The sequence below is a fragment of the Streptomyces sp. NPDC024017 genome (assembly GCF_040638895.1).
In the GTDB taxonomy this organism is placed as follows: domain Bacteria; phylum Actinomycetota; class Actinomycetes; order Streptomycetales; family Streptomycetaceae; genus Streptomyces.
In genome coordinates this window covers 24,150-37,917 of record NZ_JBEZYZ010000005.1, presented here as the reverse complement: position 1 = coordinate 37,917, position 13,768 = coordinate 24,150, and the positions used below count along the sequence as shown (strand labels likewise).

The 13,768-nt window shown below is 70.5% G+C and carries 13 protein-coding genes; 7 read left to right on the top strand and 6 right to left on the bottom strand.

The genetic code is table 11. From position 1 onward, the window contains the following. Positions 1-6: 6 nt before the first annotated feature. Positions 7-1,161 (bottom strand): cystathionine gamma-synthase, encoded by a 1,155-nt coding sequence (locus AB0G20_RS14420; RefSeq protein ID WP_361301074.1) that lies wholly within the window; start codon positions 1,159-1,161, stop codon positions 7-9. Positions 1,162-1,279: 118 nt separating this feature from the next. Between AB0G20_RS14420 and AB0G20_RS14415 the strand changes: the two genes are divergently transcribed. The 6 genes from AB0G20_RS14415 to AB0G20_RS14390 all read left to right on the top strand — a co-directional run bounded on the left by AB0G20_RS14415 (position 1,280) and on the right by AB0G20_RS14390 (position 6,560). Then, positions 1,280-2,401 carry a hypothetical protein gene (locus AB0G20_RS14415; protein WP_361301071.1) on the top strand — a complete coding sequence of 374 codons (1,122 nt, stop codon included), beginning with the start codon at positions 1,280-1,282 and terminating at the stop codon, positions 2,399-2,401. Positions 2,402-2,513: 112 nt separating this feature from the next. Continuing rightward, the gene (msrA, locus tag AB0G20_RS14410) at positions 2,514-3,182 is read left to right on the top strand and encodes a peptide-methionine (S)-S-oxide reductase MsrA (protein WP_361301068.1); all 669 of its coding nucleotides are present in this window, start codon (positions 2,514-2,516) and stop codon (positions 3,180-3,182) included. Beyond that, positions 3,175-3,513, top strand: coding sequence for a hypothetical protein (locus AB0G20_RS14405; RefSeq protein ID WP_361301065.1), 339 nt, complete (start codon positions 3,175-3,177; stop codon positions 3,511-3,513). The genes msrA and AB0G20_RS14405 overlap by 8 nt, the downstream gene beginning before the upstream one ends. Before the next feature lie 78 nt (positions 3,514-3,591). Beyond that, a complete protein-coding gene (locus AB0G20_RS14400; RefSeq protein ID WP_361301062.1) occupies positions 3,592-4,722 on the top strand; it encodes an AI-2E family transporter in 1,131 nt (376 codons plus the stop codon). A gap of 109 nt (positions 4,723-4,831) precedes the next feature. Beyond that, entirely contained in the window at positions 4,832-5,527 is a 696-nt protein-coding gene (locus AB0G20_RS14395; RefSeq protein ID WP_361301059.1) for a DUF4389 domain-containing protein, read from the top strand. A gap of 82 nt (positions 5,528-5,609) precedes the next feature. Further along, positions 5,610-6,560: a DUF5829 family protein gene (locus AB0G20_RS14390; protein WP_361302399.1), complete on the top strand. Its 951-nt coding sequence runs from the start codon at positions 5,610-5,612 to the stop codon at positions 6,558-6,560. Here AB0G20_RS14390 and AB0G20_RS14385 read toward each other — a convergent pair. The 3 genes from AB0G20_RS14385 to AB0G20_RS14375 form a co-directional block, all read right to left on the bottom strand. Then, positions 6,557-7,318 (bottom strand): NAD(P)H-binding protein, encoded by a 762-nt coding sequence (locus tag AB0G20_RS14385; RefSeq protein ID WP_361301056.1) that lies wholly within the window; start codon positions 7,316-7,318, stop codon positions 6,557-6,559. The two genes, AB0G20_RS14390 and AB0G20_RS14385, sit on opposite strands and share 4 nt — an antisense overlap. A gap of 90 nt (positions 7,319-7,408) precedes the next feature. After that, positions 7,409-7,792 carry a VOC family protein gene (locus AB0G20_RS14380; RefSeq protein ID WP_361301053.1) on the bottom strand — a complete coding sequence of 128 codons (384 nt, stop codon included), beginning with the start codon at positions 7,790-7,792 and terminating at the stop codon, positions 7,409-7,411. Between the two features lie 142 nt (positions 7,793-7,934). Then, positions 7,935-8,975: an NAD(P)-dependent alcohol dehydrogenase gene (locus AB0G20_RS14375; RefSeq protein WP_361301050.1), complete on the bottom strand. Its 1,041-nt coding sequence runs from the start codon at positions 8,973-8,975 to the stop codon at positions 7,935-7,937. Positions 8,976-9,154: 179 nt separating this feature from the next. Between AB0G20_RS14375 and AB0G20_RS14370 the strand changes: the two genes are divergently transcribed. Beyond that, on the top strand, positions 9,155-10,072 hold the full coding sequence (locus tag AB0G20_RS14370) for a helix-turn-helix transcriptional regulator (protein WP_361301047.1): 918 nt from the start codon (positions 9,155-9,157) through the stop codon (positions 10,070-10,072). Between the two features lie 11 nt (positions 10,073-10,083). Here the strand turns inward: AB0G20_RS14370 and AB0G20_RS14365 are convergent, their stop codons facing one another. Together AB0G20_RS14365 and AB0G20_RS14360 are read right to left on the bottom strand one after the other, a co-directional pair. After that, positions 10,084-10,224: a hypothetical protein gene (locus AB0G20_RS14365; RefSeq protein WP_361301044.1), complete on the bottom strand. Its 141-nt coding sequence runs from the start codon at positions 10,222-10,224 to the stop codon at positions 10,084-10,086. Between the two features lie 89 nt (positions 10,225-10,313). Further along, positions 10,314-13,628: a S8 family serine peptidase gene (locus tag AB0G20_RS14360; RefSeq protein WP_361302396.1), complete on the bottom strand. Its 3,315-nt coding sequence runs from the start codon at positions 13,626-13,628 to the stop codon at positions 10,314-10,316. Positions 13,629-13,768: the final 140 nt, after the last annotated feature.

Sequence of the window (13,768 nt, the reverse complement as noted above, 5' to 3'; positions counted from 1 at the left end):
GTGCTGCTAGCCGAGCGCCTGCTGGAGGTCCTCCAGCAGGTCGTCGGCGTTCTCGATGCCCACCGACAGCCGCACCAGGTCGGCGGGGACCTCGAGGGCCGAGCCGGCCACGGAGGCGTGCGTCATGCGGCCGGGGTGCTCGATCAGCGACTCGACGCCGCCCAGGGACTCGCCCAGCGTGAAGATCCTGGCGCGGTTGCAGACCTCGACGGCCGCCTCCTCGCCGCCCTCGACGCGGAAGGACACCATGCCGCCGAACGACTTCATCTGCTTGGCGGCGACCTCGTGACCGGGGTGCTCGGGCAGGCCCGGGTACAGCACGCTCGTCACGCGCGCGTGCCGGGTGAGCATGTCGGCGACCTTGACGGCGTTCTCGCTGTGCCGGTCCATGCGCACGGAGAGGGTCTTGGTGCCGCGCAGCACCAGCCAGGAGTCGAAGGGCCCGGCGACGGCGCCCATCGCGTTCTGGTGGAAGGCCAGCTCCTCGCCCAGGTCTGCGTCGCCGGTGATCAGGGCGCCGCCGACGACGTCGGAGTGGCCGCCCATGTACTTGGTCAGCGAGTGCACGACGATGTCCGCGCCCAGCGCCAGCGGCTGCTGGAGGTAGGGCGTGGCGAAGGTGTTGTCGACGACGAGGCGGGCGCCCGCGTCCCGGGCGACCTGGGCGACGGCGGCGATGTCGGTGATGCCGAGGAGCGGGTTGGAGGGGGTCTCCACCCAGACGACCTTGGTCTTCGGGGTGAGGGCGGCCCGCACGGCGGCTGGATCGCTCGTGTCGGCGACCGACCACTCCACGCCCCAGCGTGCGACGACCTTGGCGAACAGGCGGAACGTGCCGCCGTACGCGTCGTTCGGGATGACCACGTGGTCGCCGGGGCTGAGCAGCGTGCGCAGCAGGCAGTCCTCGGCCGCCAGCCCGGACGCGAACGCGAGACCGCGGCGGCCGCCCTCCAGGGCGGCGAGGTTCTCCTCCAGCGCGGTCCTGGTGGGATTGGCGCTGCGGCTGTACTCGTAGCCGCCGCGCAGCCCGCCGACGCCGTCCTGCTTGTAGGTCGAGACCTGGTAGATCGGCGGGACGACCGCGCCCGTCAAGGGGTCGGCGGTGTTGCCCGCGTGAATCGCGAGCGTCTCGAAGTGCTGACTGATGTGCCTGTCGCTCATGGGCACCGAGGGTAGTGCGCCGACGCGAAGAGTGCCGGGGGACGGGGCAACGCGGGGTTTTCCACAGGTTCCGGGAGCAGGTTGGCCAATTGTCGGCGCGGTCTGGTTCGCTTGTTCCATGGAGATTCTCTGGGTCCTGATCGCGCTGGTCATGCTGGGCTTCGTGCTGCTTCCCTTCCTGCGGCGCAGGCGCGGTGGTGCGATAGGGCTGGTCTCGCCCGACCACCCGGACGCGGCGGACCCGGCGAACTACGGCTTCGTCCTCGAGGAGGAGCTCGACATCCGCATGCCCGGCCCCGACCAGGACCTGCTGGACGTCCTGGACGTGGTGCAGCGCACGCAGGACTACCGCGCCGCGCAGCAGCTCCTCGCGGGCACCGAGACGGAGGGCGAGCGGCGCTGGCAGCGCGTGCAGGCCTTCGCGGGCGCGGCCTCCCTGGAGCTCTCGCGGCGGCCCGGAGGGGTGGGCGAGGCGCCGGGCGGGCAGTGGCTGCGCGTGTGGCGGGCCGAGGCGCCCAAGGACGCGGGCGGCGCGGCCGTGCACGCCGAGTTCCTGGTGCAGCAGGCCTGGCGGACGGCGACACCCGGGACGGACGAGTTCCGGATCATCATGGAGGAGGCGAGGACGGCGTGCGGCGAGGCGGCGCTGCTCGCCCCCGGTGACCCGGTCCCGTACATCGTCGAGCTGTCGGTGGCCCGCGGTCTCGGCTACTCCCAGAAGGACTTCGAGCAGATCTGGCTGAAGATCCTGGACCGCGCCCCGGCCCACATGGGGGCGCACCTGGCCGCGCTGCACTATTGGTGCGAGAAGTGGCACGGCTCGCGTGCGGAGGCGTACGCGTTCGCCGAGGCCGCGGCGGCCCGGGCGCCCCGAGGCTCCCTCCTCTCGGCGATGCCCCTCTTCGCGGTGTTCGAGCACCTCCCCGAGGTGACCCTCGTCGCGAACTTCTGGCAGAGCGAGGTCGTCACGAAGGCGGTCCACGGCGCGCTGCACGCGGTGCACTCGGCCCGCCCCGACGACCCGATGCTGGCGCATGTGCGGCACATGCTGGTGTTCTTCCTGGTCCGCGGCGAGCGCTGGTCGGAGGCCATGAACCAGCTGATACACATCGACGGCCACGTGGGCGCCCTGCCCTGGACCCTGTCCGCCGACCCGGCGGCGGAGTTCGCGGTGTACCGGGCGCTGGCCGTGGCGGGCTACGAGGCGAACGGCGGCAGCCCGGCGAGCCTGCCGCACTGAGCCCCGCCCGGGTCCGGGGGCCACTGGAATTCCGGGACGTCCCGGCACGTTGAGGAGGGCGTCGCCCGCCTGAGTCGCCCGCCGCGAGTCGCCCGCCCCGATTGGAGACCGCATGTTCCTGCACAGCCGCAGGCCCCAGCTGCCCACCCCCGAGCAGGCGCTGTCCGGCCGCCCGGAGCCGGCGTTCACGGTCCCCGACCGCCACACCGTCCTCGGCAACCCCCTCCTCGGCCCCTACCCCGAGGGTCTGGAGACCGCCGACTTCGGGCTGGGCTGCTTCTGGGGCGCCGAGCGCACGTTCTGGCAGCTCCCGGCCGGTGTCTGGACCACCCTCGTCGGCTACCAGGGCGGGCACACCGAGAACCCCATGTACGAGGAGGTCTGCTCGGGCCTGACCGGCCACACCGAGGTCGTGCGCGTGGTCTTCGACCCGGAGCAGATCTCGTACGAGCGCCTCCTGAAGACCTTCTGGGAGTCCCACGACCCCACGCAGGGCTTCCGCCAGGGCAACGACGTGGGCACGCAGTACCGCTCGGCGATCTACACCCACACTCCCGAGCAGGAGGCCACCGCCAAGTCCTCCCGCGCGTCGTACCAGAAGGTCCTCACGTCCTCCGGCTACGGCGACATCACCACGGAGATCGTCCCGGCGGAGGGCCGCCCCTTCTACCCGGCGGAGGGCTACCACCAGCAGTACCTGGACAAGAACCCCGCGGGCTACTGCGGCATCGGCGGCACGGGAGTGTCCTGCCCGATCGGGGTGGCCCGGGCCGGTGGGTGATCCTTCGGGCTCTGCCGCGTCCTTCGGCGGGGGCTGGATGTTCGAGGAGAATCTGCGGCCGTTCTGCGAGTCGGTCGCGGAGTTCTCGGGCTACGGCTTCGACGACTCGGACTGGCAGGCCATCAAGAACGCCCTTGTCGGCACGGACGTGGAGAAGCCCGGTGGCTGGTACGACTACCCGCTGTCGGGCCGGACACCGCTGACCCTGCTGGTCGCGGACGACCCCGGCTCGTCCGTCGTCTTCGTGCGGCTCACGGGGGAACCCGATGACCGCACACGGGCGCAGATCGAAGCGGCGCTGCACATCTTCTCCCTGTACAGGGTCCGCTGACCCGGCAGCCGGGGTGACGGCCGGGTTCTGAGGGGGCGGGGCTGCTGCCGGTGCGCTCTCAGCCAATAGGGTGCCTGCGTGACTGCGCCCCTGAATTCCGAGAGATCCCGTGCCGCGTTGCGGATATCCGCACGGGTTTCCGCCGAGTTGCTGCTGGTGTTCGCCATGTCGGCCGTGGCGTTGTGGTTGCTGGGCCGGATGTGGTCGGTGGTGTGGCCGCTCGTGGTCGGGCTGCTGCTGACCACGCTGACCTGGCCCGCCGCCCGGTTCCTGCGCCGGCGCGGGTGGCCGCCCGCGCTGGCCGCGTCGGTCGTGACTGTGTCGTTCCTGGTGGTCGCCGCGGGGGTGGTCGCGCTGATCGCCGTGCCGGTGGCGTCCCAGTCCGGGGAGCTGACCGACGGTGTCGTGGAGGGGATCCAGCGGCTGCGCGAGTGGGCCGCCGGGCCGCCGTTGAACATCGGGGACGCGCAGATCAACAAGGCCTTCGACAGTGCGGTCTCCCGCGCCCAGGAGGGCGTCGGCAGCATGGTGGGCGCTGTCGTCACGGGTGTGAGCACCGTGGTGAACGGCGTCGTCACCGCCGTCCTCGCGCTCTTCCTGATGTTCTTCTTCCTCAAGGACGGCCCGCGGTTCCTGCCGTGGATGTCCCGTCAGCTGCCCGGCCGACTCGCCACCGACGTCCCGGTCGTGTTCACGCGGGGCTGGGCCACCCTGGGCTCCTTCGTGCGGTCCCAGGCGGCCGTCGGCCTGCTCGACGCCGTTCTGATCGGCCTGGGCCTGTGGATCCTGGGCGTACCGCTGGTGCTCCCGCTGGCGGTGCTGACCTTCGTCTCGGCGTTCGTGCCGATCGTCGGCGCCCTGTTCGCCGGTTTCGTCGCGGTCCTCATCGCCCTGGTCTACAACGGCCTGACGGACGCGCTGATCGTGCTGGCCATCATCGTCGTGGTGCAGCAGCTGGAGGGCAACGTCTTCCAGCCCATGATCCAGAGCCGCGGGCTCGGCCTGCACGCGGCCGTGGTGCTGCTGGCGGTGACGCTGGGCGGCAGCCTGGCCGGCATCGTGGGCAGTCTGCTCGCCGTGCCCCTCGCCGCGCTGATCGCGGTGGTCTGGAACTACGTACGTGAGCAGCTCGTCGATCCGCCGGGCGAACCAGGGGCCGACGAACCGGGGACCGGCGGGCCGGACCCTGAAGCCGCCGTGACGTCTTAGCGGCGTCGCCGTGGCGGCTGCGTAGCGGCACCCGACGCGCGAACGGCCCCGCTCAGGTCGCGGGGCCGGTCCTCGCTTGCGAGTCTGCAGGCGAAAGGAGAGCCGCCACATGATTCCTGTCGCCGCGTCACCCGTGCGTCTCGAGGCGTCTGTCGATTCCCGCCTGTCCCGGTGGATGTGGCTGGTGAAGTGGCTGCTCGCCATCCCGCACTACATCGTGCTGGTGTTCCTGTGGATCGCGTTCGTCGTCGTGACCGTGATCGCCTTCTTCGCCATCCTGTTCACCACCCGCTACCCGCGCCCCCTCTTCGACTTCAGCGTCGGCGTGCTGCGCTGGAACTGGCGGGTCAGCTACTACGCGCACACCGCGCTCGGCACCGACCGGTACCCGCCGTTCACCCTCGCCGACGTGCCCGACTACCCGGCGCACTTCGACGTCGTCTACCCCGAGCGGCTGTCCCGCGGACTGGTCCTGGTGAAGTGGTGGCTGCTGGCGATCCCGCAGTACATCGTCGTCGCGATCTTCACCGGGGGCGGCTGGGACGACGAGGGCGACTGGCGCGGCGGCGGGCTGATGCCGTTTCTCTCCTTCGTCGCCGTCGTCATCCTGCTCTTCACCGCCCGCTACCCGCGCCACCTCTTCGACTTCCTGATCGGCCTCGCCCGCTGGACGGCCCGGGTGACGGCCTACGCCGCGCTGCTGACGGACCAGTACCCGCCGTTCCGGCTCGACATGGGCGGGCAGGAGCCCCCACCGGCGTCACCGCCGGCATCGCCGCCGGTCTCCCCGCTGACCAAGACCTGATCCCGCAAAGGGCGCATTCCGCAGCGGAAGCGTTTCCTCCCGCCCTACGCTCCCACGCATGGTTCTCAGACGGACGTTACAGCTGATCATGGTCATCGCTCTGGCTCTCGCGGGGGCGGTCCAGGGCGGAGTGAGCACGGCACGGGCGGCGGAGAACGGGACATCGGCCGGGCGGCAACTGCTGTTCTACAACCACGCTTACGGCGTGCTCGACCGGGCGACCGCCGACGCCATCGAGCACTCCTCCTATCTGCGGGACTTCGCCGACTTCCAGGTCCGCACCACGACCGGCTCCGGCGGGCAGACCTGGACCGGCCGCTATCTGATGGGCCGCGAGACCTACCTGGAGCTGTTCGGGGTGGGCGATGTGCCCGGCAAGGACGGCACCCTCGGCTCCGCCGGCATGGGCGTGTCCACCGAGCGTGCCGGTGACCTCCCCACGGTGATCGAGCGGCTGCGGAAGGCCGGGATCAGCGACCCGGTCGAGTTCCGGCAGACGCGCGACTTCGGTGACGGCGTCCCCGTGCCCTGGTTCGACGCCGTCTTCACCACCGACCAGTACGACCTCTTCGGCGCCTGGGGCATGGAGTACCGGCCGGAGTACTTCGCCGACCCGCGCGGCAACATCGAGCCCGCCTCCCACCCCGGTGACGTGGGCCGGGAGCGCTACCTGCCCGACGCCTACCGCGACCATCTGATGCGGAACGTGACCGGCATCCGGCTCGCGGTGACCGCACGGGACCTCGCCGGCACGGTGCCGTTGCTGAAGGCCGGCGGTTTCGCGGTCCGGTCCCTGCCGGGCGGGGGCGCCGTCGCGGAGGGCGGCGGCACCACGATCCGGTTCGACGCCGTGCCCCTGGACCAGGTGGGCCTCCAGCAGGTCGAGATGTCGCTGAACCAGCCGGTGTCGTACCGGCACGTGGAGCGGATCGGCCACTCGGCCCTCGTGGTCGGCCCGGGGTCCCGCGCGGTGTGGACCTTCGAGGAGCAGGACCGGCCGAGCGCGCCGAGTGCGTCGGGGCAGGGTTCCTAGCCCAGCCTCTCCCCCAGGAACTCCTCCCAGGTCCGCTTGCCCGTCTCCGCCCCGTCCAGCGCCAGGTTCGCCCCCGCCCGGTACGCCCGCCCCGCCTTCCCGGGGATGCGCACCGGCAGCATGGGCCGCCGCCTGCCGCGCAGGCGGAGGTAGGGGCGGGCCAGGGCGGCGAGGTCGTAGAGGTGCGGCCCCGCCAGGTCCGGGACCAGGCCGGAGGGGGCGCCGAGGGTCAGTTCCGCGAGGCGGGCGGCGACCTCGCGCGAGTCCACCGGCTGGAGCCGCATGCCGCCCGGGACCGGGAAGACCGGCAGCTTCGCCATCTTCTCGACCATGGTCAGCGCGAGGTCGTGGAACTGGGCCGCGCGCAGGGTCGTCCACGGGATGCCCGAGTCGGCGACGGCCCGCTCCGCTTCGAGTTTCGTCCGCATCCAGGCCAGTGGCACCCGGTCCGCTCCGATCACCGAGATGTGGACCAGGTGCCGTACGCCGGCCCGGGACGCGGCGCGCACCAGGGCCCGGGTCGCCTCGTCGTCGCCCTTGGGGCCGCCCGCCAGGTGCAGCACGGTCTGCGCGCCGTCGACGGCGGCCTCGACACCCTCGCCCTTGAGCAGGTCGCCGGTGACGTACTCGATACCGTTCGCGGCGGGGCGGGCTCGCCGGGTGAGGATCCGCACGTCGTGGCCGGAGGCGCGCAGCAGCGGGACCACGTGGGCGCCGAGGGTGCCCGTGCCGCCGGTGACCAGGATCGGTGATGCCATGGCTGCTCCCCAGTTCTTCGTCGTGTGATGTCGCCTTCGCCGGTATGACGGGCGGCGGCACGACGATGTGACGAGCAGGGTGCGGTCGGCTCAGCCGCCGCTGCCGTAGGGCCTCGTGATGATCTCCAGACGGTGGCCGTCGGGGTCGTCGAAGTAGGCTCCACGGCCGCCGTCGTTGTGGTTGATCTCGCCGGGGCGGCTGTGGAACGGGTCCGCCCAGTACGTGAGGCCGGCCTCCTGGATGCGGCCGAAGATCTCGTCGAACTCGTCCTCCGAGACGAGGAAGGCGTAGTGCTGCGGCGTGATGGCACCGGGGATGTCCATGAAGTCGAGGGTCACGCCGTTGGGGATCTCGACCGGCAGGAACGGGCCGTAGGGCGGACTCACGTCGAGCCCCAGGAGGTCGGCGAGGAACCGGGCCGAGGCGCGCTTGTCATGGGCGACGACGATGGTGTGGTTGAGCTGCACGGTCATGGTGGGCCTCCCCTGGCGTACCTGGCGAACCCCCCTGCTGCACTCCCTCGTGTACCCCGCGTGCACCCGGGCGTGCATCACGAAAATGCCCTGGGCCCCAGCGCACGGCCGGGCCCCAGGGCTGCTGCACGGAGGCCGGATGTCAGATCGTCGCCGTGTCGATCACGAACCGGTAGCGCACGTCGCTGGCCTGGACCCGCTCGTACGCCTCGTTGATCTGGTCACCGCGGATCAGCTCGATCTCGGCGCCGAGGCCGTGCTCGGCGCAGAAGTCCAGCATCTCCTGGGTCTCCGCGATGCCGCCGATCATGGAACCGGCGAGGGTCTTGCCGCCGCCGATCACCGAGAAGAGGTTGAGGGAGACGGGCTCCTCGGGGGCGCCGACGTTGGCCAGCGTGCCCTCGGTCCTCAGCAGCGACAGGTAGGCGTTGAAGTCCAGCGGGGCGGAGACCGTGGACACGATCAGGTCGAACGTGCCGGCCAGCTCCTCGAAGGTCTTCGGGTCGCTGGTGGCGTAGTAGTGGGCCGCGCCCAGCCGCAGGCCGTCCTCCTGCTTGCGCAGGGACTGCGACAGCACGGTCACCTCGGCACCGAGTGCGCTGGCGATCTTGACGCCCATGTGGCCGAGGCCGCCCAGGCCGACGATCGCGACCTTCTTGCCGGGGCCGGCGCCGAAGCGCCGCAGCGGGGAGTAGAGGGTGATGCCGGCGCACAGCAGCGGCGCGGCGACGTCGAGCGACAGGCCGTCGGGGATGCGGACGACGAAGTTCTCGTCGACGACGACGGTCTGCGCGTAGCCACCGTAGGTGGGCTCGCCGTCCTTGCCGATGCCGTTGTAGGTCTGGACGTTGCCCTGGACGCAGTACTGCTCCCGGCCGGCCTTGCAGTTCTCGCACTCGCGGCAGGAGTCGACCATGCATCCGACGCCCACGCGGTCCCCGACGGCGAACTTCGTGACGCCCGAGCCGACCGCGGAGACGACACCGGCTATCTCGTGACCGGGGACCATCGGGAAGATCGCCTCGCCCCAGCCCTCCTGGACCTGGTGGATGTCCGAGTGACAGATGCCGGCGAACTTGATGTCGATCAGGACGTCGAACTCGCCGACCTCGCGGCGCTCGATGGTGGTGCGCTCCAGCGGAGCCTTGGGAGCGGGAGCGGCGTACGCAGCAACAGTGGTCATGCCGGGGGTTCTCCTAGCGTGTTCTGTGCCCGGCTGCCTTCTGGATCTTCTGACCGGGCACGATCACCAGCGTGCCCGATCCGCGAGGGCTCACCCAGACCACGGTTTTGCGTACGCACACGGTGCGTACCACTGGCGGGGTCAGGCTCGCGTGCGTACGACCGTGAATACTGGACCGCATGGACGAACAGCCCGAACCCGCACAGACGGCCGGTGGCGGCCTGGACCGGCGTGCCGAGCTCAGTGAGTTCCTGCGCACCCGGCGGGCCCGGCTGAAGCCCGAGGACGTGGGGCTGCCCGACTTCGGGCGGCGGCGGGTGCCCGGGTTGCGCCGCGAGGAGCTGGCGCAGCTGGCCGGGGTGTCCGTGGCGTACTACACGCGGCTGGAGCAGGGCAACGGCCGCAACGTCTCGGCGGAGGTGCTGGACGCGATCGCGCGCGCCCTGCGGCTGAGCGACGCCGAGCACGCGCACCTGATGCATCTGGCGAAGCCGAAGCAGCACAAGAAGAAGCCGGTGGCGCGCAGCCAGCAGGTGCGGCCGGCGCTGCGGCATCTGCTGGACTCGATCGAGGGTGTCCCCGCGTACATCGTCGGGCGCCGCTCCGACGTCCTGGCCTGGAACCGCATGGCCTCGGCTCTCTTCGGCGACTGGGCCGAGGTGCCGGCCCAGGAGCGGAACTGGGCGCGGATGGTGTTCCTCAGGCCCGAGTACCGAGAGCTGTTCGTGGAGTGGGAGCAGAAGGCGTCCGACATCGTCGGCTATCTGCGCATGGACGCGGGCTGCCACCCGGACGACCCGAGGCTGTCGGCCCTGGTGGGCGAACTCTCGGTGAAGAGCGAGGAGTTCCGCCGCCTCTGGGCCGCCCACGACGTCAAGGAGAAGAGCTACGGCGTCAAACGCCTGCGCCACCCCCTGGTCGGCGACCTGACCCTGTCCTTCGAGACGTTCCGCATGATCGACGACGGTGATCAGTCCCTGATCACCTTCCACGCGGAACCGGGCACCCCGTCGGCGGAGGCCCTGCGCCTGCTGGCGAGCTGGGGGGCGGACGCGATCCGCTCCGGATCCAGGGCTTCGTCGGCACCGTCGGAGTGAGAGGCCGCGCCTCAGTCGACGACGCCGAGGTCCTCCCGCATCAGCCTGCGCATCGCGGACAGCCGCGGCTCGGCATCACCGTAGACCCCGTCGCGAAGGCGGTGCAGGGCGTCCTTCAGGAGCGAGTGGAACTGGCGTGAGGCCCTGTTCATCGCCGTGTGCGGCGGTCATGCGAGGACCATACGGCAGACCCGCCGGGAGCAGAGCTCCCGGCGGGTCGTCAACGCGCTTTCTCTACCGCTTACTTGCCGTAGTACGCGTTGTAGATCGAGATCGTCGACTTGTTGCCCTTCTTGTCGGCGATCTTGGCGTGGAAGGAGATGGCCTTCCCCTTCGCCGGGTTCTTGACGCTCACCTTGCCGTCCTTGACGGTGAGCTTCTTCCAGGTCTTGCCGTAGTCGTACGACGCGTACACCGACAGCGACTTCAGGTTGCTGCCCTTGGCCGCGCCCTCGACGGTGACCGGGATCTTGACGGTCTTGTCGGCCGGGACCTTGCTGTCCAGACCCGTGGCCGCCTGGAAGCGGGCCGTGGAGACGGGCAGCTTCGTGATGTCGCTGGTCTTCTTCGAGCGGAACGTCCAGCTCGCGTCGATGCGGGTGGAGGCCGCAGCGACCTTGACGCTGCGCTTGACCGACGTCGTCAGCTTGTACTCGGCGTCACCGGCCGGGACCTTGAACTGCTTGTCGCCGAACAGCGGGTCGTCGTTGCTGCCGACCTTGGTGCCGTTGCGGTAGAGCGTCGTGTTGACCGCGGAGAACTTCGAGTAGCCCACGTTGCCCTTGCCGTCGGCGAACAGCGGCAGCGAGCCGTAGATCTGGTCGCCCTCGCGGAAGACGCCGAAGTCGCTGGTCAGGCGCGGTCCGAAGACGGCCGTGTTGACGGTCTTGGAGTAGCTCTTGCCGGCCGCGTACTTCTGCGTGCCCATCGAGTAGGCGGCCTCGTCGACCGGGAAGCCGTCCGCGTCCACACCGCCGTACTGGGCGAACTCGAGCTGCCACTGCACGCCGCCCTGGGCGGACAGGTGCAGCGTCCGCGTGCTGGGCAGGCCCTGCGTGATGCCGATCGAGGAGGCGCTGGAGCTCCACGGCATCCAGCCCACGGCGTTGATCGCGCCCTTCTTGCTGCCGGCCGCGGCACCGAGGCCGGCCTTCACCGTGGCGAGCTCGCTCGCCTTGTAGTGCTTGGTGAACCCGGTGGCGAGCTGCTTGACCTGGCCGCCGGCGATGACGTTGTACTCCTCCTTGTCGCCCTTGGACCAGTGGCCGTCCCACTGCTGGGTCACCGAACCGTCGGTGATCTGCGGGCCGACGTGGGCGGTGCGGAAGTTGTCGTACGAGTCCAGCCACCAGCCGTACCCGTAGCTGCTGTCACCGGTTTCCACCGTGAAGTCGGCCGAGGCGAACTCCGACTTGACGCCCGTGGCCGGAACGGTGATGTCCACCGGCTTGGCCTTGCGGGCGTCCAGCGTGATCGTCGTGTTCTTGCCGACGTTCAGCTTGGGCTGCGCGAGCCAGTCGGCGCCCTCGAACTTCTCCGGGTCGTCGCCCGCGTAGATGCTCGTGTTGAGGATGTAGGTGCCCTTGGGGACACGGGCGGTGACGGTGCCGTCCTCGTCGTACGGCATGGCCCCCTTGCCCTTGCCCAGGCCCGCGATCCCGGTCAGGTCGGCGCTGTAGTTCTTCGCCGCCTTGCCGTCGCGGTCCAGGAACTTCAGGGTGACGTCGTACGACTCGACCTCACGCTGCACCGCCGCCGCCGTGCGGACGGTCTGGCCGCCGCCCGTCGCCGTCACGTACGCCGAGTACGCGCCGTCGACCGTGCCGCCCAGCTTGGTGTTGACGGTGAACGGCACGGAGGCCTTGCCGCCGGCCGGGACCGTCACCGAGGTGGCGCCGAGCTTGAAGAAGCCGGCCGGAGCGGCCTGGCCCTTCGGGTTGGTGGCCGTCGACGCCAGCTTCAGCGTGACGTCCTTCGTACCGAGGTTGCGGTACGTCAGCTCCTTGGTGACCGGCTTGTCGTCGGTGTGCGGCCACTGCTGCACCCCGAAGCTCACCGAGACCGGCTCGGCGATCACGGACTGCTTGATGGCCTGGTCGACCTGGATCCGGCCCGAACCCTGCTGGAACGGGGTGTACTTGCCACCCTTGGTGGAGCCGGTGAGGGCGCCCTTGAGCTCGGCGTACTTCCACTCCGGGTGCTGCTGCTTGAGGATCGCCGCCGCGCCCGCCACGTGCGGGGTCGCCATCGACGTACCGGAGATCGACATGTAGCCGGCCGGCTTCTCGCCGACCTCCTGGGCTATCTGGTTGCCCGGGGCGGAGGCCGCGGTGATGTCCACGCCGGGCGCGGTCACGTCGGGCTTGAGGGCGCCGTCCATGCCGGGGCCGCGGCTGGAGAAGTCGGCGAGCTTGTCCTTGTCGTCGACCGCGCCGACGGTCAGCGCCGCGGCGGCGCTGCCCGGGGAGCCGATGGTCTGCTCGCCGAAGTCGCCCTCGTTGCCGGCCGCGATGGCGAACAGGACGCCCTTCTCGTCGGACAGCTTGTTCACCGCCGCTTCCAGCGGGTCGATCGCGGGCGTGTCGCCGCCGCCCAGGCTCATGTTGATGACGTCGGCGCCCTCGGCGGCCGCCCACTCCATGCCGGCGAGGATCTCGGAGTCGCTGCCGAAGCCGCCGTCGTCGAGGACCTTGCCGTTGAGGATCTTCGCGCCGGGCGCGACGCCCTTGTACTTGCCGCCGGACTTCTTGCCGGTGCCGGCCGCGATGGAGGCGACGTGCGTACCGTGGCCGACCTTGTCGCCGGCGTCCGGCGAGGTGGTGAAGTTCTTGGCGCCGATCACCTGACCCTTGAGGTCGTCGTGGGTGGCGTCGACACCGGTGTCCAGGACGGCGATCTTGGTGCCCTTGCCGTCGTAACCGGCGGCCCACGCCTTGGGCGTGCCGATCTGCGGGACGGACTTGTCGAGGCTGGCCTTGCGGACGCCGTCGAGCCAGACGTGCGCGATACCGGAGGCGGTCTTCTCGCCGTTGGTGACCGCGTCCCAGAGCTCGGGCGTGTCCTGCTGCGGCGTCTGCACCGCGTCCGCGTTCACGGACTTCAGCGTGTGGCGCAGGGTACCGGCGTCGCGGACGTCGGCCTTGGTGGCCGCGGCGCTGCCCTGGTAGCCGACGATGACCTTCAGGCCCTTCTTCTGGGCCTTGCGGGTCGTCGACTTGTTGAGCTCGGTGACGTCGAAGAGCCGCTGGTCGAGCTTGCCGGTGGCGACCAGGCGGGCCGCGTCGGCCGGGATGACGAGGGTGTGGCCGTCGACCTTGCGGATCTGGACGGGTACGTTCTCGCGGCCCTTGGCGTGCTCCAGGCCGATGACACGGCCCTTGGCGTCCAGGACGACGCGGTCGCCGGTGATGAGTGTGACGCGGTGCTTGGCGGTAAGGGACGCCGGCTTGGCGGACGCTGCCGCCTGCTCGCCGTTGGCCGACGCCGGGCTGGTCATACCCGCCGCCAGGGCCACGGCCGCCGCTGTGGCGACTGTGGCCGCGTACGCCCTTTTCACTTGTCTGCGCAAGTTTCCCCCTTGCAGAAGAACCGGGCGAATTCCCCGTTCACCCGGCCGGGGGTGGTCTCGTACGCATGGCCGTACACCCCCCGGAATACGCAGTATGCCGAGGGGTGATCAGGTGCTCAATAGATGAG